The organism is Geoglobus acetivorans, assembly GCF_000789255.1.
GTDB classification, from domain to species: domain Archaea; phylum Halobacteriota; class Archaeoglobi; order Archaeoglobales; family Archaeoglobaceae; genus Geoglobus; species Geoglobus acetivorans_B.
Genome location: NZ_CP009552.1, coordinates 40,536 through 66,875, shown reverse-complemented (window position 1 = coordinate 66,875; position 26,340 = coordinate 40,536). Strand labels below are relative to the sequence as shown.

General features: G+C 45.7%; 34 protein-coding genes and 1 tRNA gene. 16 read left to right on the top strand and 19 right to left on the bottom strand.

Going from position 1 to position 26,340, the window contains the following annotated elements:
• Nucleotides 1-45 precede the first annotated feature (45 nt).
• The 4 genes from GACE_RS11985 to GACE_RS00395 form a co-directional block, all read right to left on the bottom strand.
• The gene (locus GACE_RS11985; RefSeq protein ID WP_394324667.1) at nucleotides 46-192 is read right to left on the bottom strand and encodes a type II toxin-antitoxin system HicA family toxin; all 147 of its coding nucleotides are present in this window, start codon (nucleotides 190-192) and stop codon (nucleotides 46-48) included.
• An 81-nt stretch (nucleotides 193-273) separates the two neighbouring features.
• A complete protein-coding gene (locus tag GACE_RS00410) occupies nucleotides 274-513 on the bottom strand; it encodes a type II toxin-antitoxin system HicB family antitoxin (protein WP_048090255.1) in 240 nt (79 codons plus the stop codon).
• A 33-nt stretch (nucleotides 514-546) separates the two neighbouring features.
• Nucleotides 547-1,083 carry a stage II sporulation protein M gene (locus tag GACE_RS00405; protein ID WP_048090252.1) on the bottom strand — a complete coding sequence of 179 codons (537 nt, stop codon included), beginning with the start codon at nucleotides 1,081-1,083 and terminating at the stop codon, nucleotides 547-549.
• A gap of 426 nt (nucleotides 1,084-1,509) precedes the next feature.
• Nucleotides 1,510-1,803, bottom strand: coding sequence for a hypothetical protein (locus GACE_RS00395; protein ID WP_048090247.1), 294 nt, complete (start codon nucleotides 1,801-1,803; stop codon nucleotides 1,510-1,512).
• A gap of 122 nt (nucleotides 1,804-1,925) precedes the next feature.
• On the opposite strand from GACE_RS00395, the gene GACE_RS11840 reads away from it, so the two are divergent.
• Both GACE_RS11840 and GACE_RS11835 read left to right on the top strand, forming a co-directional pair.
• Nucleotides 1,926-2,222: a Yip1 family protein gene (locus GACE_RS11840; RefSeq protein ID WP_318249235.1), complete on the top strand. Its 297-nt coding sequence runs from the start codon at nucleotides 1,926-1,928 to the stop codon at nucleotides 2,220-2,222.
• Nucleotides 2,203-2,577 (top strand): YIP1 family protein, encoded by a 375-nt coding sequence (locus GACE_RS11835; RefSeq protein ID WP_318249234.1) that lies wholly within the window; start codon nucleotides 2,203-2,205, stop codon nucleotides 2,575-2,577. The genes GACE_RS11840 and GACE_RS11835 overlap by 20 nt, the downstream gene beginning before the upstream one ends.
• Before the next feature lie 80 nt (nucleotides 2,578-2,657).
• On the opposite strand, the gene GACE_RS00385 is transcribed toward GACE_RS11835, so the two are convergent.
• The 6 genes from GACE_RS00385 to larE all read right to left on the bottom strand — a co-directional run bounded on the left by GACE_RS00385 (nucleotide 2,658) and on the right by larE (nucleotide 5,704).
• Nucleotides 2,658-3,005, bottom strand: a complete 348-nt coding sequence (locus GACE_RS00385; RefSeq protein ID WP_052400156.1) for a DUF5615 family PIN-like protein — start codon at nucleotides 3,003-3,005, stop codon at nucleotides 2,658-2,660.
• A complete protein-coding gene (locus GACE_RS00380) occupies nucleotides 2,986-3,210 on the bottom strand; it encodes a DUF433 domain-containing protein (RefSeq protein ID WP_048090245.1) in 225 nt (74 codons plus the stop codon). Before GACE_RS00380 ends, GACE_RS00385 begins: the two co-directional genes overlap by 20 nt.
• Nucleotides 3,211-3,234: 24 nt before the next feature.
• Entirely contained in the window at nucleotides 3,235-3,801 is a 567-nt protein-coding gene (locus tag GACE_RS00375) for a stage II sporulation protein M (protein WP_048090243.1), read from the bottom strand.
• Complete coding sequence (locus GACE_RS00370) at nucleotides 3,791-4,252, bottom strand: hypothetical protein (RefSeq protein ID WP_048090241.1); 462 nt, start codon at nucleotides 4,250-4,252, stop codon at nucleotides 3,791-3,793. The genes GACE_RS00375 and GACE_RS00370 overlap by 11 nt, the downstream gene beginning before the upstream one ends.
• Nucleotides 4,246-4,524 carry a hypothetical protein gene (locus tag GACE_RS00365; protein ID WP_048090239.1) on the bottom strand — a complete coding sequence of 93 codons (279 nt, stop codon included), beginning with the start codon at nucleotides 4,522-4,524 and terminating at the stop codon, nucleotides 4,246-4,248. The genes GACE_RS00370 and GACE_RS00365 overlap by 7 nt, the downstream gene beginning before the upstream one ends.
• Before the next feature lie 370 nt (nucleotides 4,525-4,894).
• Nucleotides 4,895-5,704, bottom strand: a complete 810-nt coding sequence (larE, locus tag GACE_RS00360; RefSeq protein ID WP_048090236.1) for an ATP-dependent sacrificial sulfur transferase LarE — start codon at nucleotides 5,702-5,704, stop codon at nucleotides 4,895-4,897.
• 49 nt (nucleotides 5,705-5,753) lie between these two features.
• Here larE and purM point away from each other — a divergent pair, with 49 nt between their 5' ends.
• From purM to GACE_RS00335, 5 genes are all read left to right on the top strand, one after another.
• Nucleotides 5,754-6,734 carry a phosphoribosylformylglycinamidine cyclo-ligase gene (gene purM, locus GACE_RS00355; protein ID WP_048090234.1) on the top strand — a complete coding sequence of 327 codons (981 nt, stop codon included), beginning with the start codon at nucleotides 5,754-5,756 and terminating at the stop codon, nucleotides 6,732-6,734.
• A complete protein-coding gene (locus GACE_RS00350; protein WP_048090231.1) occupies nucleotides 6,724-7,617 on the top strand; it encodes a bile acid:sodium symporter in 894 nt (297 codons plus the stop codon). Before purM ends, GACE_RS00350 begins: the two co-directional genes overlap by 11 nt.
• 21 nt (nucleotides 7,618-7,638) lie before the next feature.
• Complete coding sequence (locus GACE_RS00345; protein WP_048090230.1) at nucleotides 7,639-7,818, top strand: 4Fe-4S binding protein; 180 nt, start codon at nucleotides 7,639-7,641, stop codon at nucleotides 7,816-7,818.
• A complete protein-coding gene (locus tag GACE_RS00340) occupies nucleotides 7,815-8,987 on the top strand; it encodes an NAD(P)/FAD-dependent oxidoreductase (RefSeq protein ID WP_048090229.1) in 1,173 nt (390 codons plus the stop codon). Before GACE_RS00345 ends, GACE_RS00340 begins: the two co-directional genes overlap by 4 nt.
• 152 nt (nucleotides 8,988-9,139) lie before the next feature.
• The gene (locus GACE_RS00335) at nucleotides 9,140-10,027 is read left to right on the top strand and encodes a C-GCAxxG-C-C family protein (protein WP_052400155.1); all 888 of its coding nucleotides are present in this window, start codon (nucleotides 9,140-9,142) and stop codon (nucleotides 10,025-10,027) included.
• 52 nt (nucleotides 10,028-10,079) lie between these two features.
• On the opposite strand, the gene GACE_RS00330 is transcribed toward GACE_RS00335, so the two are convergent.
• Together GACE_RS00330 and GACE_RS00325 are read right to left on the bottom strand one after the other, a co-directional pair.
• A complete protein-coding gene (locus GACE_RS00330) occupies nucleotides 10,080-10,631 on the bottom strand; it encodes a DUF447 domain-containing protein (protein WP_318249232.1) in 552 nt (183 codons plus the stop codon).
• On the bottom strand, nucleotides 10,619-11,461 hold the full coding sequence (locus GACE_RS00325; protein ID WP_048090225.1) for a triphosphoribosyl-dephospho-CoA synthase: 843 nt from the start codon (nucleotides 11,459-11,461) through the stop codon (nucleotides 10,619-10,621). The genes GACE_RS00330 and GACE_RS00325 overlap by 13 nt, the downstream gene beginning before the upstream one ends.
• A 38-nt stretch (nucleotides 11,462-11,499) precedes the next feature.
• Between GACE_RS00325 and GACE_RS00320 the strand changes: the two genes are divergently transcribed.
• On the top strand, nucleotides 11,500-12,372 hold the full coding sequence (locus tag GACE_RS00320; protein WP_048090223.1) for a UbiA-like polyprenyltransferase: 873 nt from the start codon (nucleotides 11,500-11,502) through the stop codon (nucleotides 12,370-12,372).
• Here GACE_RS00320 and GACE_RS00315 read toward each other — a convergent pair.
• Entirely contained in the window at nucleotides 12,350-13,012 is a 663-nt protein-coding gene (locus tag GACE_RS00315) for a DUF166 domain-containing protein (RefSeq protein ID WP_048090221.1), read from the bottom strand. The genes GACE_RS00320 and GACE_RS00315 overlap by 23 nt on opposite strands.
• Entirely contained in the window at nucleotides 13,009-13,758 is a 750-nt protein-coding gene (locus tag GACE_RS00310; RefSeq protein ID WP_048090218.1) for an ATP-binding protein, read from the bottom strand. The genes GACE_RS00315 and GACE_RS00310 overlap by 4 nt, the downstream gene beginning before the upstream one ends.
• A gap of 99 nt (nucleotides 13,759-13,857) precedes the next feature.
• Between GACE_RS00310 and GACE_RS00305 the strand changes: the two genes are divergently transcribed.
• Entirely contained in the window at nucleotides 13,858-14,694 is an 837-nt protein-coding gene (locus GACE_RS00305; protein WP_318249231.1) for a class I SAM-dependent methyltransferase, read from the top strand.
• Between the two features lies 1 nt (nucleotide 14,695).
• On the opposite strand, the gene GACE_RS00300 is transcribed toward GACE_RS00305, so the two are convergent.
• The 3 genes from GACE_RS00300 to GACE_RS00290 are packed head-to-tail and all read right to left on the bottom strand — an operon-like array spanning nucleotide 14,696 to nucleotide 18,074.
• Nucleotides 14,696-15,382, bottom strand: coding sequence for a DUF1614 domain-containing protein (locus tag GACE_RS00300; protein WP_048090216.1), 687 nt, complete (start codon nucleotides 15,380-15,382; stop codon nucleotides 14,696-14,698).
• On the bottom strand, nucleotides 15,382-15,615 hold the full coding sequence (locus GACE_RS00295; RefSeq protein WP_048093437.1) for a PRC-barrel domain-containing protein: 234 nt from the start codon (nucleotides 15,613-15,615) through the stop codon (nucleotides 15,382-15,384). The genes GACE_RS00300 and GACE_RS00295 overlap by 1 nt, the downstream gene beginning before the upstream one ends.
• A 47-nt stretch (nucleotides 15,616-15,662) precedes the next feature.
• A complete protein-coding gene (locus GACE_RS00290; protein WP_048090213.1) occupies nucleotides 15,663-18,074 on the bottom strand; it encodes a CDC48 family AAA ATPase in 2,412 nt (803 codons plus the stop codon).
• 46 nt (nucleotides 18,075-18,120) lie between these two features.
• On the opposite strand from GACE_RS00290, the gene larC reads away from it, so the two are divergent.
• The 7 genes from larC to GACE_RS00255 all read left to right on the top strand — a co-directional run bounded on the left by larC (nucleotide 18,121) and on the right by GACE_RS00255 (nucleotide 23,751).
• The gene (gene larC / locus GACE_RS00285; protein ID WP_048090210.1) at nucleotides 18,121-19,269 is read left to right on the top strand and encodes a nickel pincer cofactor biosynthesis protein LarC; all 1,149 of its coding nucleotides are present in this window, start codon (nucleotides 18,121-18,123) and stop codon (nucleotides 19,267-19,269) included.
• Nucleotides 19,259-19,915 (top strand): DNA repair and recombination protein RadB, encoded by a 657-nt coding sequence (radB, locus tag GACE_RS00280; RefSeq protein WP_048090208.1) that lies wholly within the window; start codon nucleotides 19,259-19,261, stop codon nucleotides 19,913-19,915. Before larC ends, radB begins: the two co-directional genes overlap by 11 nt.
• Before the next feature lie 31 nt (nucleotides 19,916-19,946).
• Entirely contained in the window at nucleotides 19,947-21,878 is a 1,932-nt protein-coding gene (feoB, locus tag GACE_RS00275; RefSeq protein WP_048090206.1) for a ferrous iron transport protein B, read from the top strand.
• The gene (locus GACE_RS00270; RefSeq protein ID WP_048090204.1) at nucleotides 21,875-22,486 is read left to right on the top strand and encodes a metal-dependent transcriptional regulator; all 612 of its coding nucleotides are present in this window, start codon (nucleotides 21,875-21,877) and stop codon (nucleotides 22,484-22,486) included. The genes feoB and GACE_RS00270 overlap by 4 nt, the downstream gene beginning before the upstream one ends.
• Nucleotides 22,483-23,010, top strand: a complete 528-nt coding sequence (locus GACE_RS00265; RefSeq protein ID WP_048090203.1) for a hypothetical protein — start codon at nucleotides 22,483-22,485, stop codon at nucleotides 23,008-23,010. The genes GACE_RS00270 and GACE_RS00265 overlap by 4 nt, the downstream gene beginning before the upstream one ends.
• Nucleotides 23,011-23,051: 41 nt before the next feature.
• Nucleotides 23,052-23,567, top strand: a complete 516-nt coding sequence (locus GACE_RS00260) for a rubrerythrin family protein (RefSeq protein ID WP_318249230.1) — start codon at nucleotides 23,052-23,054, stop codon at nucleotides 23,565-23,567.
• Nucleotides 23,568-23,670: 103 nt separating this feature from the next.
• Nucleotides 23,671-23,751: transfer RNA gene (locus GACE_RS00255), tRNA-Ser, on the top strand.
• Nucleotides 23,752-23,795: 44 nt separating this feature from the next.
• Here the strand turns inward: GACE_RS00255 and GACE_RS00250 are convergent.
• Together GACE_RS00250 and argC are read right to left on the bottom strand one after the other, a co-directional pair.
• Nucleotides 23,796-25,292: a carboxypeptidase M32 gene (locus tag GACE_RS00250; protein ID WP_048090202.1), complete on the bottom strand. Its 1,497-nt coding sequence runs from the start codon at nucleotides 25,290-25,292 to the stop codon at nucleotides 23,796-23,798.
• A 12-nt stretch (nucleotides 25,293-25,304) separates the two neighbouring features.
• Nucleotides 25,305-26,306: an N-acetyl-gamma-glutamyl-phosphate reductase gene (gene argC / locus GACE_RS00245; RefSeq protein WP_048093433.1), complete on the bottom strand. Its 1,002-nt coding sequence runs from the start codon at nucleotides 26,304-26,306 to the stop codon at nucleotides 25,305-25,307.
• Nucleotides 26,307-26,340: the final 34 nt, after the last annotated feature.

Below are 26,340 nucleotides of genomic sequence, written 5' to 3'. Positions count from 1 at the left end.
CACTTATCAATCTCTCTTCTCATTCATTTTCATTTTTAATAAAGATTACCGGTAAAAGTATCGTTTCAACACCTCTTCCGGGATGAAACTCGAGACTTGTCTGATTATTGCTTTCAAAGTTCCTCTGTCGAGTTCCTCGTGCAGCGGAACGGTCAAAGTCTGTTTAGTCCCGTCTGGTAAAACTCTTCTCAGCTTTACGTGGCTACCCTCTGCGTTGCGACTTCGAAACCAAACTTCGATAGAATCTTTATAACTTCTCTACCACTGAGAACCCTAAGCTTTTGCATATTCTATTTCCACCTCTCTGTAGCCTATGAATTTCAGACCCTCATCCAATCCCTCTTCTTCCAAGCACATCTCAATTACTTCCTTTATGTTTTCTAAAGCCTCCTCTATCGTCTCACCGTAACTGTGACAGCCCTTGAACAGTGGACAGCTGACAATGTAATAGCCATCTTCGTCGACTTCTACTATAACGGGAAACCTCAATTTCTTCACTTCTAACTGTTCCATACTCTCACCCTTTCAGCTTTGATTATTTTGTTTTCATCTTAAAAAGTATTCCGCTATTCTTGGTGTTACGTAAGCTTCAACAAATGCGGCTATTACGATTAAGATTATCGAGATCAATGCGAGAGTTAGATATTCTTTTATGTCTTCTTTTGTCAGGATTTGTTCTTTTCTGCCTGCTAAATAACGGATAATCTCGTAGGGTATTTTAAAGCCTGCTGCTCCGGCAATGATTATGGCGGGGATTTCGAAGATGGCGTGGGGTATGACTGCAAACATAAAATATGTTATCCGATCATTTTCAACCGCATGCTTTAAAAGGCTGCCCAAAATAACTCCATTGAAAGTCAAAATTTTTACTGTCGTTAATGAAAAGATGAAGCTTCCTAATGCTATTAACAGAATTATTGGCAAATTATTATTCAAAATGGAAATAAAGCTTCCTGCTTTAGTGTTATCGATAATTCTGTTATTCTTTAGAGCTTCCATTGAGGTCGAGTAAAAAGAGTACCCGATGAGAGCACTAATACTATAAAAAACTAAGGATAGATAAACCAAATTTCTTGTTTTCATAAATTCACTTTTTCAGTTCAAAGCTAGCGTAGGTTGAAACTACGGCTATTGGCAGGAGTGAGAGCAAAATCACTCCACCCATCACCATAAACTGTAAGTCGTTTAATGAAATACTCTCAATATTCTCGTACAAGATGATTAAGGCTGGAAATCCAAATATAGCGATTAGAGCAAAAATTATTGCCAAGAATTTGTGTTTTTTTGTCTCTCTACCACTTTCTTGGATTTTTAGGAAATACACGCTTAAGATGAAAAAATATGCCACTGTCGAGAATCCTATAAAGAATGTCCACCTTTGATACGACAGATAGAATTGCTCAGGTACTCCTATCAAATACGGAACAAAAATAGAGTAAATAAAACTAATAACAACACCGATTCCTGTCGAAATTGTCAAGTGCTTACGCCAGTTCATACGTCTAACCTTTACTCGATTGCTAAAGGCGAGCCAAGCATGGCAGCCCAAATTAATATTGCCAATGCTGGAGCTCCCGCGACAGCCATTCCACCGACAATAGCTATAAATTCAATAAGTTCGGGCAGTGCCATGATCAGAGTCCCCCAGTCAAGAGTTCCATGCTGATACTCAAGATACAGCTTCGCCACAGGGTTTATTTCAACACTGTTCAACACAAAAAGCCCGATTGCCAACGACAGAACCATCCCCACAGCCAGCCACTTCACAACTTCTTCATCCCACCTCCTTACATACACATCCATTTGATATCACCTCAACTCAATCCTACTTATGCCTTACTCTCCTCCTATATAATATTTTATATTCATGTTTTTTTTCTCGACAAAAAAGTAAAATTTATTAGATGTGATTTTAACTTGCTGGCATGAAGCTGATAACTAACCCCAATGCATTTTTCGAAGATCTAAAGCAGAAAGATACAAGAATAAGAATTCCGTTGCTGACGATAGTCGTTCCATTAGCAGTTTTGATTTCATCGTATCAGTATCTGCTCGTAACGAAGATATCTCATGCTTTCCCCGAAGAGCTTGCAAGGTTTTTCGTCATTGGCGCTTACATCGGAATAATGGGCTCTTTCATCGGGATGTTTGCAGTCTGGTTAATCTTGGCTGTGATAATGCACGGCTTATCTGCTTTCTTCGGTGGAAAAAGGAAGCTTTAGAAGAACTTTCGAATTTGCCGGCTACGGATTTCTTCCGTCTTTAGTCGGTTCAGCCATAACAGTTCCTATGTCTCTCCATTACATCTCTCAGGCAGAAATCCCTAAAATAAGCTTTGCTCAACTACAACAAAATCCCGACGTGATGAAAGAAGTAATGCTTTCCCTCATCCCTAAGGATTTCGTTCACTCAAATCTGATAATCAACATAGCGGTAACAATCTGGAGTCTTACGATTTGGAGCTTCGCAATTAAACACGCAAGAGAAATTGAATTGAGAAAAGCTTTCATCTGCGCTTTGATTCCAACGCTGATTTTTGGAGCTTATCAGATCTGGTCAATCCTAAAAATGTCGTGATTCTCATCAAAAAGCTATATAAATTAAAAAAACACTTCAGGAGGTTACAAAACATACAGACACAGAACTCCTGAGCCGGGCTATCTCAGCGGTTTGATAATTCTTATCTTGTTGGGTTTGACGATTATCAGACCTTCCTTATCCTTTAAAACATCGAAAGAACTTTCAAGAAGTTTTAATATTTCCTTAGGTACAGCTACACGAGGTCTTAAAACGATTATCGTTCCTTTACCAAATTTTAGAAAGAGATGACCGAAGTCCAAATCTAAAGTCAGAACTTTAAAGCCGTTCTCTAAAGCGTATCTGTAAACAGTTTCGTCGTCTGCCCCCTTCAATCCAACTTCAAATGCCTTAATGGCATAAATTCCTCTTTTCTGAAACCAAATCTTAACGCTTAACGGAATGTTGTCATCCAACAGGAATTTCATATGATTCCTCTCTGCTCAGAATCTTTGAGGCGTACCTTATCGCTTCCCTTACGTCTTCCTCGGATAATTCCGGATACTCCTTCGGAATATCTTCGATACTCATACCACTGGCAAGCATTTCAAGAATAAGATGCACGGGAATCCTCGTTCCCTTTATTACCGGTTTACCGCCAAGCTTTCCTAAATCAACTTCTATCCTCTCCATAATACTCGCTTACAACGTTATGTCTCAAATACCTTTTGTCGAATTGAGCATTGATCTGGCTATTTTCAGCGTTATGTTTGCCTCAATCCATGCTGTTATTACGACTAGGATTATTGAGATTAATGCAAGCGTTAGATACTCTTTTATTTCCCCTCTTGTAGGTATTTGCTCCTTTTTTCCCGCTAAGTATCTGATGATTTCATAGGGGATTTTGAAGCCCGCTGCTCCCGCTATGATTATTGCTGGGATTTCGAAGATGCCGTGGGGAAAAACATAAGCAAACGTTTGGAAACCGATTGTAGATAAGGAACTGGCAGTTTGATAGCCGAGAATAAATCCGTTTCTAAAGAGCGTTAATAAGGTTGGAACTGACAAAAATAGGGAGCCAAAAATGCAGACTAACACAACTTTGACGTTGTTGGTAAGAATAAGTCCAAAAGATAAACTTTCATGTGTAAAATTGTCAAATTCAGGTATTATAATAATACGTGATTTTGGAAGATCAACTGTATTGTAATTTTTTAATCCCACGATAAAACCCATAAAAAAACGATTATTGGCAAAAAATAAAGCAATGATTTCATACAACATCAATCACTTCTCCAGTTTTCTTGTATATGTAGAGAGATGCACCACCATAATATCCCATGAATGTTGTAACTCCAAACAACAGTCCCCAACCTATCAACCACTTGTCAAGAGTGTACTCTATTCTGAGCAAAGTGGCATATATGAACGAAACAGATACTGCAATGAAATAACTGATGGTTACTCCAAACAAAAACCAAAATCGCATATTGGGCTGACCTTCCGCATGAGTCAGCCATTCACTGAATTTCGAAAATTTCTCCGTGAAGAAATATCCCACACCAAAACCAATAACGTAAGTCGTTAAATATGGTGACAAAATAAGCAGCTTATCTTTAAAAATATAAGCTATGAAATACGCTAAAAAAACAAATAAAAAAGAGATCGGAAACATTATCGCTGAAATCGTTCTCCATTCCTTAATTTTCTCTATTTTAACGTCGTGCGTCACCATAATGCTGCCCCTGCAGCAATTATCCCTGCTGCAGCCCATCCTGCAGGTCCGGCTGCTAAACCTGCGTAAATGAGAACCCCAAAAGTAGCCGCATCTGAAATCATGAAGCCGAGTGTAGGCACTGCTGATGCCGGATCCTTGCTTACCAATAAATACTGCCCGTACAAATCAAGGAAAGTGCCTCCAACTATCGTCAACCCAACCATCCCTAAAACCATTCCCACAGCCAGCCACTTCACAACTTCTTCATCCCACCTCCTTACAGCATACATCTTATTATTCCCTTCAATTTTTGTCCCACTTATTCTTTACTGTTCTCATATAAAAGTTTTTTCTTGTCTAAAAATTTTGAAATCTTCCAAAAGTATTGAATGTGTCTAAATTGTTTGGACTGAAATCTCGTAATATGGACTTTGGCAATTAAACACTCAAGGTAGATCGGGTTTGGAAAAACCTTTCATCTGTGCTTTAATTCCGACTGCGCTGTTCGGAGCGTATCAGTTGTGGAACATTTTAAAGCTGCTGTAACTCATTTATTCAGTTTATGGCCTTACCAAACCTTCAATCAGGCAATACGCATATAAATCAGCTTTTCTGAGGCTGTTGTCCCCCAACCCTGTCACAGGTCAGCAGAATTGCAGGTTACGGTCTTGCAGAGCCCTCAGAAAGCTTCCCGGTCCTGTACCCCTCCAGATCCATCAGCACATTCCTGTAGCCGAGCTTTCTCAGCTCCTCGACAATCCTGTCTGCAATCCCCTCAATGAAAATCCTGTTTCTCTCCTCCCTGCCCACCTCGATTACCGCGTTCTCGCCGAAATCCCTGACCCTCACCTGCTTAACCCCGGCAATTGCGATGACCAGATTCTCGGCTGCATCAATTCTTCTGAGCCTCTCCTCGTCAATCTCCATTCCGAACGGGATTCTTGACGAGAGGCATGCCATTGACGGTTTGTCCGCAAACTCATAACCCATGCTTCTTGCTATCTCTCTTATCTCGTCTTTGGTGAAGCCGAACATCGCCCAGGGAGAATAGACGTTATCAAACTCCGCTATTGCTTTATATCCCGGCCTGTGCCCCCTGAGCTCATCAGCATTGGTGCCCTCAAAGACCGCCTGTATCCCCTCCTTTCTTGCAAACTCGGTTATCCTCGAGAGGAGCATCCTCTTGCAGAAGTAACACCTGTTGGGAGGATTCTTCCTGAAGTTCTCATCCTCAAGCTCGTTCAGCTCGATGAAAACATGTCTCACCCCGATTTCTTCCGCGAACATCCTCGCATCCTTCAGATCCCTGGAGGGTGCTGTGGGGCTTCTGGCAGTAACAGCAACAACTCTCTCACCGAGAACCTCCCTCGAGACCGCAAGGAGTGTTGCGCTGTCAACCCCACCGCTGAAGGCAACCGCAACACTTTCAAATTCTGCTATGAACGACTTCAGCCTTTCAAGCTTTTCCATCGCCACTACTTGTGCATAGATTTTTTAAGGTTTAGGTAGATGTCTCAGCATGAAATCTTACGCTGATGCCGGTGTGGACATAAGAAAGGAGGAAAAAGCCGTAAAAAGCCTGATCTCTGGTTTGAAATTCATCAGAAAGGGACCGGGGCAGCCCATCCTCACAAACCACTATGCAAGCGTGATTGACGCTGGCAGTATGGGCATTGCAATAACCACGGACGGAGTTGGAACGAAGATAAAGGTCGCCGAGATCATGAACAACTTCAGGACCATAGGCATTGACTGCGTCGCCATGAACGTCAACGACCTCTACGCCATAAACGCCGAGCCGGTTGCGATGGTGGACTACATAGCCACAAACAAACCGGACGAGAGAATAATGGGCGAAATCGGAGAAGGGCTGAACAGGGGGTGTGAGATGGCAAACATCACGCTGGTTGGTGGTGAGACAGCGACCCTCGACATAGTCAACGGCTGGGATTTGTCCGGCACGGTGATAGGCTTCGTGGACAAGAAAAGGATGATCACCGGTGAAAAAATCAAGCCGGGAGATGTTATATTCGCAATCCCAAGTTCCGGAATTCACAGCAACGGATTGACTCTGGCAAGAAAGCTCGTAGAGGAAAATGGTCTCAGCTACTTCGACAAATTCGAGAACCACACCATTGGCGAGGAGCTGCTGGTTCCAACGAGAATCTACTCTGAGGTGCTTGGTGTTGCAAGGGAACACGACATCCACGGAATGGCCCACATCACTGGCGGAGGATTGCTGAACCTGAAAAGGCTGAAAAAGGTAAAATTCGTGATCGATAGCCCCCTCAAACCCCAGAAAATCTTCACCTTCCTGCAGGAGCTTGGAAACATAGAGACGGATGAGATGTACAGGACGTTCAACATGGGAATGGGGTTCATGCTGATATGCGGTGAAAGCACAGCTGAAGAGCTGAGGAAGGAGCTTGAAGGAGACGTTGTTGGTCATGTTGAGGAGGGGGAGGGAGCGTACTTGGAGGAATTGAGAATTGATAGCTAAGCTGCTGCCCATATTCATTTCTGCCCTGACGGGATACACCCTTGGGAGGCTTGTGGATACGGGCGGAGTTCAGGGCCTGCTGTCCACACTCATAACAGCCCTTGTATTCACAACAATATTTCCGTCGATGATCCTATTCAGGTTCGAATCTGCAGGAGTATCGAAAAGACCCATGTTAGCTTCACTGCTTGTAAATTTCGTCTACTCTCCCCTATTTGCCCTGATGATCCTCAAAACAGGAGGCAACCACATAATGAAGGTAGCTCTCGCCGCATCATTGCTCATGCCCGTTCCGAGCATGAATTCAGCATATGTTATCATTTCAGGAGGAAATCTCGAACTGACCGTATCACTCATGGCAGTAAACTTTCTCGCCGGAGTGGCGCTATATCCTCTTCTCCTCTCCACAATCTCCGGTATTCACAACCTCGGAATTGATCCATTTCAGATCTCAAAAACCCTCCTGATTGTGATTGTTCTGCCCCTTCTTCTCGGACAGGTGTTAAGAAAATTTGTAACGCCCTCAAGGGAGATGGTTTCAAAGTTCACCGAAGTCAGCCTGAGTGCTCTCGTGTTCACAATATTTCTGTCGAAGGCCAGTTTGATTCACCCCACCAGCTTTATTTTTCAGCTTCCGTATTCAGCCGGATTCATACTCTCGTCAATATTCCTCTCAGAGATGCTATCAAAACTGTTCAGGATTAAAAGAGAAGAGCATCTCTCATACGTGTTTCTCAGCACTGGAAAAAACAATTCCACAGTAATAGCAATTCTAACACTCGCACTTTCACCCCTCTACGCAGTTTATGTCATGTTTCATCAGTTTGTTCAGATAGTTCTCCTGCTCGCTTATGCCACCGCAAAAGCAGAAAAGATTATTTAATAAATGTTCTATTTCCGAATCATGAAAAAGCTCATAGTAAACAGATACAGGTGTGGCTACTGTGGAGCGTGTGTTGCAGTCTGTAAATTCAACGCCAACGAGCTTGTTGAAACATATCTCGAAATTTATGAAGATAAATGCACATTATGTCAGGCTTGTGTCAGAACCTGTCCGATGAACGCTTTAGAGGTGGTCGAATGACTGACTACGATGTTGTTGTCGTTGGAGCAGGGCCTGCCGGAAGCATAGCTGCAAAAACTGCCGCTGAGAAGGGGCTTGACGTCCTGCTGATTGAAAAAAGGCAGGAGATAGGCGTTCCAGTAAGATGTGCTGAAGGTGTGAGCAGAGAAGGACTTGAAAAGTTTGTAAATCCCGACAGCAAGTGGATTGCCAGTGAGATAGAAAATGCAGAAATCATCTCTCCCTCAAACCATAAAGTTGTTCTCTCCGCTGAAAATGCCGGAAATGAGGTTGGATACGTCCTTGAAAGAAAGATTTTTGACAGATATCTTGCAAGACTCGCCTCCAAAGCCGGTGCAGATGTTTTGACGAAGACATCCGCAGTATCGTTCAAAAGAGAAAACGGTACAGTAAAGCTCGGGATAAGGAGTATGGGCGAGTTCAGCGAGATTACCGCAAAGATTGTTATAGGTGCAGATGGTGTAGAGAGCAGGGTTGCGAAGTGGGCCGGGATAGACACCACTCTGAAGCTGAATGAAATAGAAAGCTGCGTGCAGTATCTCATGACCAACATAGAGTTCGATGATGACACGACCTACTTCTGGGTTGGCAGAAAGTACGCTCCGGGTGGCTATATCTGGCTGTTCCCCAAGGGAAAAGATGCAGCGAATGTTGGTATTGGCGTTATGCCAAGTCTCGCAGAGAAAAGTGCAAAATGGTATCTTGACAGGTTTGTCGAGGAACATTTTCCTGAAGGGGAGATAGTCGAAGTTGTTGTTGGCGGTGTGCCGGTTAAAGGGGCAATCGATACTGCAGTGGCAGACAACGTCATGCTCGCAGGTGATGCTGCCAGGCACACGGACCCAATAACAGGAGGTGGAATAATCAATGCAATGAGTGCTGGCCATCACGCGGCCATAGCCGCTTATGAAGCTATCAAAGCAAAGGACTACAGCAAAGAGACTCTGAAAAGGTACGACGAAAAATGGAAGTCGGACTTCGGAGAGAGTCTCGTGAGAAACAAAAAGCTTCAGGAAAAAATGATGAGACTCGATGATCCAACACTGGACAGGCTGGCAAAAAGTCTTGAAGGTATGCCAATCGAAGAGATGAGTGTTAGGAGACTTGCTTTCGAGCTGTTTAAAAAACATCCAAGACTTCTGTGGGATCTGAGAGAATTCATAGTTTAATCACACTTTTTTGGAATTAATTTTGGCACAATCGAGTCGGAGCGCAATTGCGACATTAATCCACCTGTTTTTATTATTCATTGTTAAATGTTACATATCGAACATTCAAAATGTTTATATGCATCGATGTCCACAATCATAATGGTGATAATATGTACAGGCGAAGTTTCCTCGGGATGATGGGGGCCGCTTTTGCGACTGCTTTGATGGGGTGTGCGCAGGAGGAGGAAAGATTATCCACAACGCCAAAGCCAGCAGGCACACCAACCCCGGAGGTTGTGGAGAAAGAAGCCCCGTCACTGCCAGAGCCACCATGGACATACAAGAAACTCGACCTGGACAAGGTTGCAGACCTCGGATACCAGGGTTACTGCGGAAAGACCTTCGACGGGGAAGAGCTTCCCGGAGCGCACTGCTGTTTCGGTTCATTCTACGCAATAGTAAAGGCTCTTGCAGACGAGGTCGGTTCACCATATAAAGAATTCCTGCCAGTGGCAAGCATAGCAACGGTTGGAAAGGGTGGAGTTGTGGGATGGGGTACACTCTGTGGAACCCTAAACGGTGCCGCATGGGCCGCATATCTGTGCCTGCCTGAAGAAGAGGCTGACAAGGTCGTGAACGAGCTTTATGCATGGTATCAGGTCGAGGAACTGCCCAAATACAAGCCACCGAAGGCCATGAAGGCTGAGCTTGACCCAATGCCCAGTTCTGTGGCAAACTCACCGCTGTGCCACGCTTCAGTCACAAACTGGTGCGAAGTTTCTGGATACAAAGCATTCTCACCAGAAAGAAGCGAGAGGTGCGCGAGACTTACGGCAGATGTTGCAAGAAAGGCTGTTGAGCTTATCAATGCCATGCACGACGGAACCTTCGCCTATGTGTACTACGAAATGGATGATGACCTGAACACGTGCGGATCATGCCACTCCAACAAGGGCAGCCTGATTGAGAACACGAGAGGAAAAATGCACTGTTCGAGCTGCCACACCGAAAGCGGAGCGAAGAACATCGAAGACGTTTCAGGACACCCGAAGGTCTGATATTGTTTTCTCACTTTTTACATTCTCTTTTCTGGACTTTGTTTAAATAACATCAGTCAAGTCCGGCATACTTTACAAGCAGGCGATAAGCCTCCTTTTCCCTGCTGCCTCCACACCTTTCCACTATCCTGCCGTAATACCGGATTTTATCCGCCAGAGTTTTACTTCCCGTCAGAACGTACCTCGTTGCGTGGACCGTTGCCTCAATGAGGGCGTTGAATCCTCTGTTAACTGCCCTCACCTCCTTTCTCAGGACATCTCCTTCCAGAAACTCGAGAACGGCAAAATTTCCATCAAGCATTGCTCTAAACTTCACCCAGCTCAGACTGCCCTTTATAACTGGCGGATCAAGGCTCTCAAACCACTCCTTACCAAGATCTTCAAAAGCAGAGATGACAAAAACGAGAGGGTCATAAATGACGTTCACATAGAGCGTCCCACTTTTATCCACAAACTCTCTCGTATGGTTGCTGTACAGCCTCACCCGGACATCATCACCAACGATTAGTCCGACAGGCGCCGTATTTATCCATTCGCCAAAAGTGATTCCTATGACCTCGTTTATCCCCTCATACAGCCCAAATTTCTCGATCAAAATCTCCACCCCTCCACAAGAGCGAGAAAAATGGACGCTATTGTCAGATCAGCCACACTTCCCGGATTAATTCCTTCTGAGATGAGCAGCACATCAAGTTCCTCGAATACAGCAAAGTTTTCTGTCTCTCTGTAAACATTCATTGCCTCCTCAGCAAGAGCTTTAACCCTGCATGCCTCATCCATACCCTTCTTGGCAACAATCAGAGGATCGGGCAATTCTGCCAGAAAAGACATGTAGGTCAGAACTATCGCCTGATTCACATCGCCTGTTTCCGAATGGTATGAGAGCAGCATTTCTTTTCCGCTGTTGCAAAGCTCAAACCCTGATACGTATTCCTTGGCAATGAAATTCTCCTCAGGAGCGAGCTTCATCCAGTCGTAAAGGTTCAGCTTTTCCCGCACAATTTCTTCCTCAACGTCATCCACCAGGTCGAGTTTTTCCGCTTTCATAACCCTTGCCTCAGACATATCAAATGCCCTTTTCACCCAGAGAGAATCCTCGTATGTGGAATCCCTGACGGCCCTGAAGGCTTCGTCAACGTCCCCCCCAGAATAGACGAGTGGTGTTAGAAGGAGGAAAGCTCCAAAATGAACGTTTCCAGCCTCATGCCACTCTCTTGTCGTAGCAACAAGATCGTAAACACCTCTGCCAATGGAGACTCTGTTTTCAGCAATTCTGAGAAAGACAGGAAAGGCTGATGATGCTGAAACAAGGAAATGTTCATATTTCAGATCATCGAAGTTGTGAAACCTGTCCACATTCCCGGGTTTGGGATTGGCAGACACCTCGAGGAGCATCGAAAGCACTGCCTTTGATGAGATATTTTCCTCATCCATCCTATCACCTTTTTAAATCGTCAATCAGTTTTGGAAGCATGGTTAAAAAACTTAGGCTCATCATGGATTTCATCAAAATAGAGCACACTCTATTTGCCTTACCGTTTGCATACCTTGGAGCGTTTCTGGCAGAAGGCGGAATGATTGACATCAGAACTTTCGTGTTGATAGCACTGGCCTTCACCAGCATGCGGACTGCTGCCATGACACTGAACAGGATAATAGATCGAGAGATTGATGCACTGAACCCGAGAACAGCAAAGAGACATTTGCCCGCAGGTCTGATAAGTTTGAGGGAGGCATATGCGATAACCCTTATGAGTCTGATCGTTTACTTTCTCTCAGCATATCTGATAAATGAGCTCACATTCATCCTGTCTCCCATTCCCGTCCTCACAGCCTACCTTTACCCGTATCTAAAAAGATACTCTGCCATCTCGCACTACATTCTGGGACTGAACCTTGCCTACGCCCCCATGGGCGGCTGGATCGCCGTAACCAATTCCTTCGATTTTCTCGGAAAGGATTTCCTGCCCTTTTTAATCGGTATGGCGGTGATTTTCTGGGTGGCAGGCTTTGACATCATATACGCTCTTCAGGATTACGAATTTGACATAAAGCATGGTCTGCACAGCATTCCGGCCAGGTTTGGCATAACGACAGGCAAAATCGTCTCCGCCATGAACCACGCAATATTTTTCACACTTTTAAGCTATGCAGTCATCGAAATCTACACTCCCGGGAGTTTTGCAAAAGCCGGTTTGATCGCCATTGCAATCCTGCTCTTAATTGAACACAGCATAGTCTGGCTCTGGAAGGATGAAAAAGCAATTCAGATTTCGTTTTTCTATCTGAACGCCGTTTTAAGCTCAGTCCTGCTGATTTCAATCATTCTTGATATTTTTCTTTAGCCCTTTCAATTGCCCTTTCCACCTGTCTCTTGTGGATGTGTGCAGCGCGGTGGATTTTTCCATCAATGCCCCTTGAAGCGAAGCACGGATAGATCTGGGTGAAATATCCTGCCTTTGCCGGGGCTTCATCAATGTCCAGCCCTCTGATTTTCTCAGCAACAAAATAGCTTGAACCGCAGATTGCAGATCTCTTTACCCTGACGTCTTTGATCTTTCCATCCTCGACATCAACTTCAAATTCAGGAAGGCCGAACTCTGCAAAGAATTCTGCAATACCCTCATCGTCCATGAATGGTGTAGCGCAGCACACATCCTCCCATATTACCTTCACACCGTGTTTCTCACCAAGTTCTTTTAGCTGAGTTCTTGAGCCACTTTTTGGCCCGCCAGGCAGAATTACAGCTTTCACGTTTTTCCCCTCAGACCTCCTTATCAGCTCGTAGCTCACATCAGGATGAAGAGCATAGCTCAGAATGATGTCACTATCAAAAATTTCATCCGGCAATTCTATCTCTTCAGGTTCATCAATCAGCTCCGGCAGCTCATCGGGTAGCCTGAATGTTACTACGTCAAATTTCTTCGAAATCTGCTCCACAGCTCTTTTCCCATATTTTTTCCTGAGCAGGATTGCAACCCTCATCTGCCCACCATCCGCATTATGTTGTTCTTTATCTCGATGAAGGGTTCAAGATCCACAACCCTGTACGGGGGCAGATTTTCAAGGTCTGCCTCTATAAATGCCTGACTGTATGGAATTACTCCAAGCAATGGTTTATCCAGATTTTCAACAAGCTCCTTAGACCTTTCAGTCTCTATATACTTGTTCACCACCACTCCGACCCGATCTATCCCTATATCCTCAGCAAGCTTTTCTATTCTTGAAAGAGTTTCAAAGCTCCTCACTCCAGGCTCAACAACTGCAATTAGCAGATCAACTCCCTTAGCTGTTCCCCTGCCCAGATGCTCTATTCCTGCCTCCATGTCAATGAGCAGAACGTCCTTTTCTCTGAAGATGGCATGCCTCAGTATTGCCCTCAAAAAAGCGTTTTCAGGGCAGAAACATCCATCTCCGCCCTTCTCAATCGTTCCAAGAACTGCAACCCTAACACCATCCTCATTTCTCACAGAATATGCCTCAAAAACGTCATCAACCCTGGGATTTACTTTGTAAGTTCCGAGAGGGCCCTTAACCCGCTGTTCAATAACATCTTTCAGCCCGGAGAGAGGTTTCACCTGCTTCACGCCAAGGGCAGATGGCAGATTCATATCAGAATCAGCATCAATCGCGATGACATTGTAACCATCTCTCGCAAAGAGATGAGCCAAGACAGCTGTGAGAGTAGTTTTTCCAACACCACCTTTTCCAGACACGGCAAGCTTGACCATGATCCCATTCACAGAGGGCAATAATTAAGCTTTACCGGTTTTGGCAGATGAACAGTATGGCGAAAAGTGTAATTAACAGAACCTTAAAGGTAGTCCTGAATGGAGAGAATGACGCTGAAAGACTATCTGAAAGGTAAAGCAAGGGATTCGGACATAGCCCTGCTGAGACGAGGTTTTGAAATTATTGGAGATGTGATGATAATCGATCTGCCGGAACAGCTGATGTATCTGAAAAATGATATCGTTGAATGGGTCAGGCTGAAGCACAAGCACGTCAAAACCATCCTCAGAAAAACCGGAGAGGTCAGCGGCGAATTCAGGGTTGCAAGATACGAGGTCATTTATGGCGGAGAGACCGAAACGGTGGCAAAAGAGCACGGTTGCAGATTCAGAGTTGACCCGACGAAAGCTTACTACACGGTAAAGCTTTCTGGAGAGAGGGAGAGAGTCGCAAGGCTTGTAAAAGATGGAGAGCGTGTTCTCGTGATGTTTGCAGGCGTCGGGCCATACGCAATCGTCATCGCAAAGCTGGCACGGCCCTCAGAGGTTATCGGCGTCGAGCTTAATCCGGAAGCGGTAAGGTATTTCAGAGAGAATGTGAAAATCAATAAAGTCGAGAATGTCGTAAAGGTCGTTGAAGGAGACGTGAGGGAAGTCGTGCCGGAGCTTGACGGTGCATTTGACAGAATTCTAATGCCTGCCCCCTACAATGCCGGAGATTTCCTCGACATCGCACTCAAAAAAATCAGAAGTGGTGGCACACTCCATTTCTACACGTTCAGCGGGGAAGAAGAAATTGAAAACAAAAAAAAGGAGATTGTCGGAAAAATTGAGGACACGGGTTACAATGCCAGGATTCTGTTCTGGAGAGAATGTGGAAACTTTGCTCCTCGAGTCAACAGATACGTCCTGGATATAGAAATTCTGAAACCGTAGGTCACATGAGCCACACTGCAAACAGAACCGAAAACAGGCCGGTCAGAAAAATCCCGTCGAATGTGCCGGCACCACCTATGCTCACGACCCCGGAACCTATTTTTTCAAGATCCCTTAAATGAAATATGTCCGCTCCGAAAAGTGAGCCAAGGACTCCGCTCGCAAAGGCCAGCCTTGGTACATCCATCAGGGGGAGAGAGAAGAGGAGAACCGAAAGATAGGATGCCAGAGCCGAAGTCAGGGGAGGTACGAGCATTGGAACTGTTATGCCCACACCGGGCACCGGTTTTGCAGCGGCATAGGTAACAGCGGAAGTTATGAAAAACGCCAGAAGAAATGCGGAGATATCCATCTCCGAAAGGAGCTTGAGAGAAATGAACGATGGAATCAGACACCCACCGACATTTACCGCCACAACTATCTTTTCCCTTCGCCTTACAGAGTAAATAAGTCCGAAAAAGCTGAACCTCCTTTCAATGATCCTGCCTGCCTTTTCATAAACAGGGATATTTATGAGGGACCCAATCACGATCATGGTGAATATTATCATTGCCTCATTAACGGACATTCCGAGAACTATTGAAAGTGCTGAGGTGGCACCGAAGGCAAAGAGGATCGCAAAAAATGGCAGCAGGATGATTGCAATAAATAGTGGTAAAATCAGGGGCGGAAAGAGATACTCCCTCATCAAACTCTCTTCCTGTCCACTACCACATAATCACTTACGGACCTAACACTTTCAAACGGAATGATGTAGTAACCATCCTCCTTTTTCAATCCCTCGACCTCATTTTTCGGCCTCACCACAACATTGACGAGACTCCCTGTTTTGAAGTCAAAGGTTAGAGTGTGCACGACACCAACAACAGTTCCATCGCTCAGCAAAACCACCTTGTTGAGCATTTCTCTTGCAAAAACCATTATCACCACCTTTTAAAATTGAAATGAAAAAAGGTATAAATGTTTCGCTAACCATAACCCAGCATGGCCTTCTGTGTTCTCTTAACCTCCTTTGCCTTCTCCTCAAACCTTTCGTAGAAGCTCAGCATGCTATCCGTTATGCTGGGCTTCACCTTTCTGATGGCCTCAAGGAAATGCCTCATCTCTATCCTTTCCACGTTTATGTTTTCTCTCAGAGCAAGCATAACCGCCTCCCTGCAGACTGCCTCTATGTCTGCCCCGGCATAGCCCTCTGTAACCTCAGCAAGCTCCTCAAGGTCCACGCCATCCGCAAGAGGCATACCCTTCGTATGGATCCTGAATATGGCCAGCCTGCTCATTTTGTCTGGCGGTTTCACGTAAACCAGCCTGTCGAATCTACCGGGCCTGAGCAGAGCAGGATCGAGAATGTCGGGGCGGTTTGTTGCTCCGATTACCACAACACCATCAAGGTCCTCAAGGCCGTCCATCTCAGTCAGAATCTGATTGACAACCCTCTCCACAGCTCTGCTGCCCTCGTCGAACCCCCTCATCTGAGCTATGGCGTCTATCTCGTCAAAGAACACAATACACGGAGCGACCTGCTTGGCTTTTCTGAAGATTTTTCTCACGGCTTTCTCGCTCTCACCAAGCCACTTTGAGAGCAGTTCGCTTCCCTTAACGCTGATGAAATTGGCCTGGCTTTCATTCGCCACGGCCTTTGCGATGAGCGTTTTTCCGGTGCCGGGTGGACCGTAAAGCAGCACACCCTTTGGTGGTTTGATGCCGAACTTCTTGAACTTCTCAGGATACTTCAATGGCCACTCCACAGCCTCAATGATTTCCCTTTTTACGTCGTCCAGCCCACCAACGTCGTCCCAGGTAACCTTTGGAATTTCAACAAACACCTCCCTCATTGCGGAAGGTTCAATTTCCTTCAGAGACTCCCTGAAATCATCAATGGTAACTCTCAGGTTTTCAAGAAGCTCTGGAGGTATGGTGTCTTCGTTTAGATCTATATGAGGAATTATCCTCCTCAGAGCCTTCATTGCAGCTTCCTTACACAATGCCTCTATGTCCGCACCAACAAAACCGTGGGTCTGGTCGGCAAGATACCGGAGCATCGTCTTTACAATCTCCCTTTCCAGCTCCTCTCTGAGATCCCCTGGCAGTATGCTCTCTATCGCAGACCTTATTTCGTCCCTTTTCTCAAGGTCCTTTACCTCTTCGATTATGAACTCGATGTCTGCATGTCTTACATCCCCGTTCTCTCTTAGTATCTCTCTCAGGCTCTCAAGGGAGGGGATAACGAATTCAAGAGAGTAATCAGGCTCGAGAGGCATGTTTCTTGTGTGTATCTGAAGAATTTCATACCTGCCTTCCCTGTCAGGCACACCTATTTCGATTTCTCTATCAAACCTTCCGGGCCTTCTGAGAGCGGGATCGACTGCCTCGATTCTGTTGGTTGCACCGATGACTATTACCTGCCCCCTCTCCTCGAGGCCGTCCATCAAAGTGAGGAGCTGGGCGACGACTCTTCTCTCAACCTCTCCTGTAACCTCATCTCTCCTGGGAGCTATTGCATCAATTTCGTCTATGAAAATTATGCTTGGAGAGTTCTCCTTCGCCTCCTCAAAAATCTCTCTGAGCCTCTGTTCACTCTCACCGTAAAACTTGCTCATGATTTCGGGTCCATTAATGGTAAAGAAGCTTGCCCCGATTTCATTCGCCACGGCCTTTGCGATGAGCGTTTTTCCGGTGCCGGGTGGACCGTAAAGCAGCACACCCTTTGGTGGATCGATCCCAAGCTTCTGGAACAGCTCAGGATACTTGAGAGGTAGCTCTATAACCTCCCTGACCTTCTGCAGCTCCTTCTTGAGGCCGCCTATGTCCTCGTAAGTAACTCCTGCCTTCCCAAACCTTTCAAAACCTCTCACGGGCTTGTCTCTCAGGACTATTTTCGTGGTTTCATCGATGATGACTGCACTTTTCGGATCGGTCTTGACAACCGCAAGCAGAACCGGCTGCTGGGGCTGCCTCCCAAACGTCACTGTTGCACCAACAAGGGGGATGATGTCCCCCTCAACAACAGGCCTCTTGAGAAACTGATGCTTCAGATAGCTTTCCGGGTCTGCACCAAAGAGCCGGTAATCTATTTTCTTCAGCGGGGCGAGGATTATTTGCTTTGCAATGCTGTAATCTGCTTTCCTGACCTTGACCGTGTCACCAATACCAACGCCAGCATTTTCCCGGATGAACCTGTCAATCCTTATTATTCCTTTACCCCAGTCTCTTTTCGGAGCCCTCCAGACTTTCGCAACCGTCTTTTTCCTGCCTTCTATTTCAATTATATCTCCCGGTGAAATGTTGAGCCTGAACATTGTTTCGGGATCAAGTCTGGCTATACCCCTTCCTGAATCACTTGGGTAAGCCTGATTAACCTTGAGTGCGATTTCTTCCATGGTAACAATTTAAAGGAAACTGAGTAAAAAGTGTTGTGGTGATAGGATGAAGATGGCCATATTTGACTGCTTCTCTGGGGCGAGCGGCAACATGATTACTGGCTCACTCCTGAACGTTACACTTAGTCAGGATGATCTGCTGGATGTGGTAAACTCCATGGGTCTGAACATTGAGCTCAGACTGAAAGAGGTTAAGAGAAACGGAATAAAAGCCAATCTCGTCGAAGTGGAAGAAAGAGGAAAGAGCAGGAGGTATTCAGAGGTCGTTAAGCTCATTGCCGGGGCAGATATCGAAGAAGTCGTGAAGAAAGAAAGCCTGCAGATTTTTGAGCGTATTGCAAAGGCTGAAGGAAAAATACATGGGACAGATTACAGAAACGCCATTTTCCACGAAGTTGGGAGCGATGACGCCATATTCGATGTCGTCTGTGCCGTAACGGGCATTACAAGGTTGAAAAACAAGGGATACAGGATTTTTACGACTCCAGTTTACGCAGGTAGAGGTTTTGCCGAAACACATCACGGTATTCTTCCGGTTCCGGCTCCCGCGACTCTTGAAATCGTTAAGAACAGCAAACTGAGAGTGCTGATGGATGGAGAAGGAGAACTCCTGACTCCCACAGGTGCGGCAATACTGTCTCATTTCTCAGAGGGAGTCCCAAACCTGCCCTTCCGCGTAGAAAACATAAATTATGGTGCTGGAACGAGGGAACTGGAGAAACCGAATCTTCTGAGATTGATACTTGCAGAAGGGAGTAAAGCAGATTCCGTGGTGATTGTGGAGACCAACATAGACGACATGAGTGGGGAAGACATAGCAAATGCCATGGAGATTCTTTCGAAGATTTGCCACGATGTCTCCCTGATCCCCGCAACTGGCAAGAAAAGCAGACCCGCATGGATACTGAAAGCTATTGCAGACCACAGCAGGGCTGAAGAGGTAGCAGAAACAATTATGAAAGAGACCACGAGCATAGGGGTGAGGATTATTCCTGTCCACCACAGGATTAAAGCGAGCAGGCACATCAAAAAAATTGAAGTTGAAGTGGGTGGAAAAAAGTATATCGTAAGAGTCAAGGTTTCCGATTACAGAACCAAGCCTGAATTCGAGGACATCAAGCAGATTTCCCGGGAAACGGGAATTCCGGTTATTAAGGTCAGAAAAATCATAGAGGAGAAAATCAATGAAGCTTGAAACGGGAAGTAAATGCATCGATGATATCCTCGGAGGAGGAGTCGAAACCGGGACCATCACCCAGATATACGGTGAGAGTGGAACAGGCAAGACGTCGCTCTGCCTGATGCTCGCATACAACACCGCAAAAGAGTTCAGCGTTGCATACATTGACACAGAGGGGCTTTCGGCTGAAAGAATAGATCAGATTTTTGAGGACAAATCAGTGCTGTCAAACATCTACATTTACGAGGTTTTTGATTTCAGGCAGCAAAGCACAGCCGTAAAGGAGCTTGCAAGACTGCTGAAGAGCCGGGAGATTAAATTAATAATCATCGACTCGCTGACAGCCCTGTATCGTTCAGAGCTTGAAGACGAGAGCCGGCAGATCAGGGTTAAAAGGGAGCTCACATCCCAGCTGACATTCCTGCTGGGACTGGCGAGAAAACACGACCTGGCAGTGGTATTCACGAATCAAATGTTCACAGACGTAAACAGCGGAGAGATCAGACCAATAGGTGGTCCGAGTATTGACCATCTATCAAAAACTATAATCTCGCTGGAAAAAACCAGAGATGAAAGAATAGCCAGGCTCGTAAAGCACAGGTCCATGCCAGAGGGCATTTACTGTTTCTTCAAAATTACGAACAGGGGTGTGGAGCCATAAAGTTTATATAATTTTTAGGTTACCCTAAAATATGCACTGTCACGGCACAGAGTCCACACAGCACACACACCCAGATTACGATGTCCTTCTTGTCGGGAACCCGAACGTTGGAAAGAGTGTAATTTTCCACAAGCTCACAGGGAGATACGCAGATGTCTCCAATTACCCTGGCACGACAGTGGATATCCTCACAGGAAAGATAAAAAGTCTGAACCTCACAGTTGCGGATCTGCCCGGAATGTATTCTCTGTTCTCCATAACAGAGGAGGAGAGAGTTGCAAAAGATATAATCCTCAATTCAAAGCCGAAAGTCATAGTAAACGTCGTTGACGCCAAGAATATCGAAAGGGGGTTGCCGCTGACACTGCAGTTACTTGAAACGAGTTTTAACGTCATCCTTGTTCTGAATGCAGTGGATGAAGCCGAAAAGGCCGGAATGGTAATAGACGAAAAAAAACTTGAGGAAAAACTTGGAATTCCGGTGATAAAAACAGTCGCTGTAAAGGGGAAAGGAATAAAAGAGCTTTTGAAGAAAATTGAAGAGCTGAGCAAAATCCGGCTCGAAAAAAGAACGTTTAAATTTTCACCAGTACTGGAAGAGGCAATAAAAGAGGCCGAAGGTCTGATTGGTCAGGAGAGCACCATCAGCAAGAAGTTGCTGGCGATTCTCGCCCTTTCAAACGACAGAGATGTGATAGAAAAACTGAACATAGACGAAAACAAACTCTCCGAATTGAGAAGGAGGATGGGAAGGTCTATAGCATACCTGCTGGCGATGGAATACCAGAGACTCTCAGAAGAGTTACTAAAAGACGCAGTGGTTCAGATCGAGAAAAAAAGGAGAATATACGACAAAATAAATGAGCTGAGCCTCAACCCGGTTACCGCAATTCCGATGAGTATAGCGGCGCTGTACTTCCTATACATTTTTGCTGGCGTCATAGGCGCCCAGATAATGGTTGATGCAATTGAATCCTGGTATGAAACAATCATAAACGTGCCGCTCAATACCTGGCTGGAGTCCAGCATTCCGAATTACTGGATAAGAGAACTTATAGGTGGGGAATACGGGGTGGTAACACTCGGTTTGAGGTATGCTCTGGCGATAATTTTCCCCATCGTTACAATGTTCTTCCTTGCATTTTCAATACTGGAAGACTCAGGATTTCTCCCACGAATGGCCATGCTGCTTGACAGGCTTTTCAAGAAAATAGGCCTGAGTGGCAGGGCAATCATACCCATGGTGCTCGGTCTCGGCTGCGGGACAATGGCCGTAATCGTTACGAGGGTGCTTGAGTCGAGGAGAGAGAGAATAATCGCAACACTCATGCTCGCAGTCGCAATACCCTGTTCGGCACAGCTTGGAATAATCCTCGGAATCGTTCCAGATTCTTTCGCTCTTGCCGTATGGGCGTTCTCGGTATTCACCATACTGCTCGCGATTGGATTGCTTGCAGGAAAATATCTCCCCGGTGAGGCGCCATCATTCTACATGGAAATTCCCCCTCTGAGGATCCCGTCACTGTCCAACATCATGATGAAAACCGTATCAAGACTCGAATGGTACTTTAAAGAGGTGCTGCCAATATTTCTGCTCATAAGCGTTGCGATATGGGTGGGGAGAATCACAACAGTCTTCGATCTGGTTGTTGGACTCCTTGGACGACCCGCTGAAGTTCTCGGGCTCCCACCCAAAATGGGTGAAATATTTCTGTACGGGTTCTTCAGAAGAGATTACGGCACTGCAGGTCTCTACGATCTGGTCTCAGGAGGTCTGCTCGATTACAATCAGACAATAGTTTCAATGGTCGTTCTAACTCTCTTTGTACCATGTATAGCCCAGTTCTCCGTAATCGGAAAGGAAAGGGGCTGGAAGTTTGCAGTCATAACCGCATTAACTGCACTGACAATAGCATTCACAGCAGGATTTATAGTAAGAGAAATTCTTGAGGTGCTGTTATGAGAAATGACGAAAGAATTGAAAATGCCTTGAAGGAAATCTATGTCAGAACCGTTGAAAGAAATGAGGAGTTTCCCGAACTTGACGGCGAAACCCTGTCTGAGCTGCAAAAGAAAGAATACATCGACGGGAAGACACTCACTGAAAAAGGCCATGAAAGGGCAAAGAAAATAATCAGACTGCACAGACTTGCTGAAAGGCTTTTACACGATGTGCTGAGGGCAAGCGACAGGGAAGTGGAGAGCTCAGCATGCAGGTTTGAGCATGTCATCAGCGAGGAGGTTGAAGAGGCTATCTGCACGCTTCTCGGCCACCCATCCATATGCCCTCACGGCAGAGAGATACCCAGGGGAGAGTGCTGTCTGAGGGGAGAGGAAGAAGTCAAGAGCCTTGTCGTAAGGCTCACCTCTCTATCCCCTGGAGAGCATGGTGAGATCAAATATATTTCAGGAGATGAATCGACCATCAAGAAACTGATATCCTTGGGAATCCTGCCAGGAAAAAGAATCAGAGTTATGAGAGTCTATCCTGCCTATTTAATACAGCTCGGAAACTCCCAGATTGCCATAGACGAGAAAATCGCCGAGAGCATCCATGTAATGAGAGTATGAGGGGCAGACACTCAGTAGTAAGGGTGGAGGGAGACAGAGCGATAAAGCAGTTCTTTCCAGCGTACAGATACAATTTCTGGAAGGAGGCAGGATTTCTCAGCCTTCTGCAGGAGTTCGATTTTGTACCCCGGCTGTACTCAATAAATCCGGAAAAACTTGAAATCGAAATGGAGTTCATAGAAGGCAGACCAATAAAGGACGTGATCAATGAGCTGAACAGCGAAACCATCGGCAGGATACTGGATATTTGCAGGAAACTGGACGTGCTGGGAATCCAGAAGGAAGAAATGAACCACCCCGACAGACACATAATCATTTCTGACAGAATCGTGTTCATAGACTTCGAGAGGGGCGTCATAAAATGCAGACCGTCCAATCTCACGCAGTTCGCAGTGTATCTGAACTCAAGGCTAAGACTCATGAAAAATGAGGAGTTGAAAAAGCTTCTGAGAGAATACAAAAAGGGGTTTGACGATGAGAGCTACAGAGAGCTGAGGACGCAAATTTTACAGTACATGAAATGATCGCGAAAACTATTTATCAGGATTTTTCATATCAATCTGCGGTGATAAAAGTGTCCACCGAGGACAATTTGAAAAATGCCTTCTCTGGAGAAAGTCAGGCCAGCATAAAGTACAGAATCTTTTCAGAAGTGGCAAAGGAAAAGGGTCTGAAAAACCTCGCAAGAGTTTTCGAAGCGTTCTCATTTTCAGAATTCGTGCATGCAAAGAACCACCTGAAAGCCCTGAAAGAAAAAGAGATCGAAGATCCTCTGAAGAACATAGATGAAGCGATAAGGGGTGAAACCCACGAGATCGAGACAATGTATCCTGAATTTTACGATACTGCGATAAGGGAAAACAGAAAAAGGGCTGCAACATCATTCAGATGGGCTCTTGAAGCCGAAAAAGAACATGCAGAAGTTTACAGAAAGCTCAGAGTCCTCGTGGAGAGCGGCAGAGATAAAGCATTCGATGATAGAATCTACGTGTGCCCCAACTGCGGATACATTTTTACCGGTACTCCTCCCGAGATATGCCCGCTCTGCAGCATTTCCAAAGAGATGTTCAGAGAATTCTGAGATTCCCAATTTTTGCCGGCGTGACAATAAATAAATGCTGCAGATGCATGCAATGGTTGCTCAGCACAATACTTATATTTCAACTCCACATAGTCGCTGGCAGGCCGGGGTTGCCGAGTGGTAAGGCGCGCGCCTGGAGAGCGCGTGGGCTATGCCCGCGTGGGTTCGAATCCCACCCCCGGCGCTACCGAATCCATTGTCCGGGTTAAAAAGAAAATGAAAGGTTTCTCAACCTGTGTACTTCTGCCTGAGGTATGCTATCAGTGATTCCGGATCGTAGTCCCTTCCAAAGTTCCTCTTCAGCAATTCCTGAGGCGAGTAGGTGCCACCCCACCTGTGGATCCTCTCCTTCAGGAAACCGTAAATTTCCTCAAATTTTCCGTTTTGTATTGTATCCTCGAAATCAATCACCTTTACAATCTCTGTCCAGATCTGTCCTGCAACCACGTTCCCCAGAGTGTATGACGGGAAGTAGCCGAAGGAGGCATGGCTCCAGTGGATGTCCTGAAGCACCCCTTCACTGTAAGTTGTCGGTCTTATTCCAAGCAGATTCTCCATTTCCTCATTCCAGAGTTCTGGTAAATCATCCACACCAATTTCGCCTGCAATGAGCAGCTTCTCAAGCTTGTACCTGAGGTAAATGTGGAAGTTATACGTAAGCTCGTCTGCATCCACTCTTATGAGGCCCGGCTTCACCGTGTTGAAGTACCTGTAAAGCTCGTCATCATCGTAATCCCTCACAAAATCAAGATGTTTCTCCAGCAATGGCCTTATAAGTGATACAAAGGCTCTGCTTCTCCCCACAATGTTCTCCATTAGTCTGCTCTGGCTTTCGTGAATTCCGAGACTCACTCCACCTGCGATGGGGGACATTTTCAGCCTCTCATCCACCTGAAGTTCATACAGAGCATGTCCGAATTCATGGATTGTCGAGAACATCGCTCTCTTGAAATCAAACCCCTCATACCGGGTCGTGATTCTCACGTCACCTATTCCCAGAGTAATCGTGAACGGATGCGGGCTGACATCAAGTCGTCCTCTTTCCCAGGAATAGCCAAGCAAATCGAGAAGTTCTCTGTTCACTTTTTCCATAACAGTTGTTTCATACTTTACCTCCTCAAGCGGGTGCGAATCCGGAAACAGATCATCTTCCCTGACTTTTTCGAGTATTTTCTTGGATGCGGGAATGACCTTATCAAATATCCTGTCAGCCTTTTTGATGTCCAGTCCCTCTTCATGAAGATCGAGCAGAGCACTGTATGGATTGTCATCATACCCCAGCTTTTCAGCAACCTCTCTTGCGAGGTTGGAGAGCTTTTCAAGGTAGGGTCTGAACTTCTCGAAATCATTCTTTCTTTTGGCCTCGTCCCAAACCTGCACAGCTTCCTGAGACGTTTTGGCTATCTCAAAGACAATCTCGGGAGGTATCTTTCTGAGGTAGTCTATATTCCTCCTCAATACCCTTAAAACGCCCCGTTCATACTCATTAAGGTCTTCAATTCCCTCTGCCCTTTCAAGCAAAGATACAAAGTCGGGGTCGAGCATCAGCTTCTGCTCAAGTGTGCTGAGGTTGGCCATGGCCATTGCCCTCTCTCCTACTCCGCCCTTCGGCATGTATGTTTCATTATCCCATGCCATGAGGGCTTTCGCGTGGTTTATTGCCCAAAGAACCCTGTATTTCTCAACAAGCTCTTTTACCAGTTCGTTCTGAAACACCTCGCCCATAAAACCTCACCTCTACGGGAAGAGTGGTGGGAAATCCAGTCCGATCCATTCATCAAGCCCGAACATTACATTCATGTTCTGCACAGCCTGTCCACTTGCCCCCTTAACAAGATTATCTATTGCAGAGACGACGACAACCCTGTCAGCACCCTTATTTATGGAAATGTCAGCAAAATTGCTTCCTCGGACATAGCTGAGCCTCACAGCCTTCTGAAATCTTATGAAATAGGAGCTATTATAGAATTTCCTGTAAATTTTCTCCAGTTCGTCCTGCTCAAGCTCTCCTTTCAGGAATATGTGAGCGTTGGTCAGTATACCCCTCGATCCGGGAAAAACCTGAGGAGTGAATGAGACCCTCACGTCGTCCTGAAATCTGCTCAGCTCCTGTTCCATTTCATAATAATGCCTGTGGTCTGTGATCTTGTATGGAACGATCGCCTCATGAAGGTTGGGATAGTGAGTGAATTCCGTCGGGCTTACTCCCGCCCCGCTTATTCCGCTCTTGGAATCGAAAATAACCCTTTCAATCAGCTCCAGCTCTGCAAGCGGAGCTGCTGCGAGAATTGCTCCGGTGGGATAGCATCCGGGATTTGCGACAAGCCGGGCTTTCGGAATCTCTTCTCTGTGGAGCTCGGTAAGTCCGTAAACTGCTTCTATGTACGCCTCATGCTTTTTCCCATAAGCCTCCTCGTATTTATCCCTGCTGAGCCTGTAATCTGCCGAAAGATCCACCACCCTTAAACCGGATTCGTAAAGTTCGGGAACGTATTTCATTGCCTCTCCATGGGGCACTGCGGTGAACACCACATCGCATTCGGAAAGGTGATCAATATCAGGCTCGATGAACTCGATCTCGTAAAATCCCTTAAGATGCGGATGAACCTCATGAATTTTTCTGCCCTTCTCTCTCCTTGATGTTACGGCCACAACTTCAACCTCGGGATGTTTTGAGAGAATCCTTAAAAGCTCACCACCCGTGTATCCTGTACCTCCAATTATTCCTGCATGTATCAATTTTCCACCTCCATTCTGGGTAAAACGAAGAGAT

Excerpts from the sequence above, each read along its gene's own strand:
- GACE_RS00335 (WP_052400155.1), top strand. The coding sequence starts at position 9,140 with ATGTACAGGCGAAGTTTCCTCGGGATGATGGGGGCCGCTTTTGCGACT.
- GACE_RS00250 (WP_048090202.1), bottom strand. The coding sequence starts at position 25,292 with ATGGGCGAGGTGTTTCAGAACGAACTGGTAAAAGAGCTTGTTGAGAAA.
- GACE_RS11840 (WP_318249235.1), top strand. The coding sequence starts at position 1,926 with ATGAAGCTGATAACTAACCCCAATGCATTTTTCGAAGATCTAAAGCAG.
- GACE_RS00375 (WP_048090243.1), bottom strand. The coding sequence starts at position 3,801 with ATGTTGTATGAAATCATTGCTTTATTTTTTGCCAATAATCGTTTTTTT.
- GACE_RS00325 (WP_048090225.1), bottom strand. The coding sequence starts at position 11,461 with ATGGATGAGGAAAATATCTCATCAAAGGCAGTGCTTTCGATGCTCCTC.
- GACE_RS00410 (WP_048090255.1), bottom strand. The coding sequence starts at position 513 with ATGGAACAGTTAGAAGTGAAGAAATTGAGGTTTCCCGTTATAGTAGAA.
- purM (WP_048090234.1), top strand. The coding sequence starts at position 5,754 with ATGAAATCTTACGCTGATGCCGGTGTGGACATAAGAAAGGAGGAAAAA.
- larE (WP_048090236.1), bottom strand. The coding sequence starts at position 5,704 with ATGGAAAAGCTTGAAAGGCTGAAGTCGTTCATAGCAGAATTTGAAAGT.
- GACE_RS00370 (WP_048090241.1), bottom strand. The coding sequence starts at position 4,252 with ATGGTGACGCACGACGTTAAAATAGAGAAAATTAAGGAATGGAGAACG.
- GACE_RS00385 (WP_052400156.1), bottom strand. The coding sequence starts at position 3,005 with ATGAAATTCCTGTTGGATGACAACATTCCGTTAAGCGTTAAGATTTGG.
- GACE_RS00300 (WP_048090216.1), bottom strand. The coding sequence starts at position 15,382 with ATGAGGGAGTATCTCTTTCCGCCCCTGATTTTACCACTATTTATTGCA.
- GACE_RS00295 (WP_048093437.1), bottom strand. The coding sequence starts at position 15,615 with ATGGTTTTTGCAAGAGAAATGCTCAACAAGGTGGTTTTGCTGAGCGAT.
- GACE_RS00395 (WP_048090247.1), bottom strand. The coding sequence starts at position 1,803 with ATGGATGTGTATGTAAGGAGGTGGGATGAAGAAGTTGTGAAGTGGCTG.
- GACE_RS00340 (WP_048090229.1), top strand. The coding sequence starts at position 7,815 with ATGACTGACTACGATGTTGTTGTCGTTGGAGCAGGGCCTGCCGGAAGC.
- GACE_RS00305 (WP_318249231.1), top strand. The coding sequence starts at position 13,858 with ATGGAGAGAATGACGCTGAAAGACTATCTGAAAGGTAAAGCAAGGGAT.
- GACE_RS00365 (WP_048090239.1), bottom strand. The coding sequence starts at position 4,524 with ATGTATGCTGTAAGGAGGTGGGATGAAGAAGTTGTGAAGTGGCTGGCT.
- larC (WP_048090210.1), top strand. The coding sequence starts at position 18,121 with ATGAAGATGGCCATATTTGACTGCTTCTCTGGGGCGAGCGGCAACATG.
- GACE_RS00290 (WP_048090213.1), bottom strand. The coding sequence starts at position 18,074 with ATGGAAGAAATCGCACTCAAGGTTAATCAGGCTTACCCAAGTGATTCA.
- GACE_RS00320 (WP_048090223.1), top strand. The coding sequence starts at position 11,500 with ATGGTTAAAAAACTTAGGCTCATCATGGATTTCATCAAAATAGAGCAC.
- radB (WP_048090208.1), top strand. The coding sequence starts at position 19,259 with ATGAAGCTTGAAACGGGAAGTAAATGCATCGATGATATCCTCGGAGGA.
- GACE_RS00270 (WP_048090204.1), top strand. The coding sequence starts at position 21,875 with ATGAGAAATGACGAAAGAATTGAAAATGCCTTGAAGGAAATCTATGTC.
- GACE_RS00345 (WP_048090230.1), top strand. The coding sequence starts at position 7,639 with ATGAAAAAGCTCATAGTAAACAGATACAGGTGTGGCTACTGTGGAGCG.
- feoB (WP_048090206.1), top strand. The coding sequence starts at position 19,947 with ATGCACTGTCACGGCACAGAGTCCACACAGCACACACACCCAGATTAC.
- GACE_RS00380 (WP_048090245.1), bottom strand. The coding sequence starts at position 3,210 with ATGGAGAGGATAGAAGTTGATTTAGGAAAGCTTGGCGGTAAACCGGTA.
- GACE_RS00405 (WP_048090252.1), bottom strand. The coding sequence starts at position 1,083 with ATGAAAACAAGAAATTTGGTTTATCTATCCTTAGTTTTTTATAGTATT.
- GACE_RS00265 (WP_048090203.1), top strand. The coding sequence starts at position 22,483 with ATGAGGGGCAGACACTCAGTAGTAAGGGTGGAGGGAGACAGAGCGATA.
- GACE_RS00310 (WP_048090218.1), bottom strand. The coding sequence starts at position 13,758 with ATGGTCAAGCTTGCCGTGTCTGGAAAAGGTGGTGTTGGAAAAACTACT.
- GACE_RS00315 (WP_048090221.1), bottom strand. The coding sequence starts at position 13,012 with ATGAGGGTTGCAATCCTGCTCAGGAAAAAATATGGGAAAAGAGCTGTG.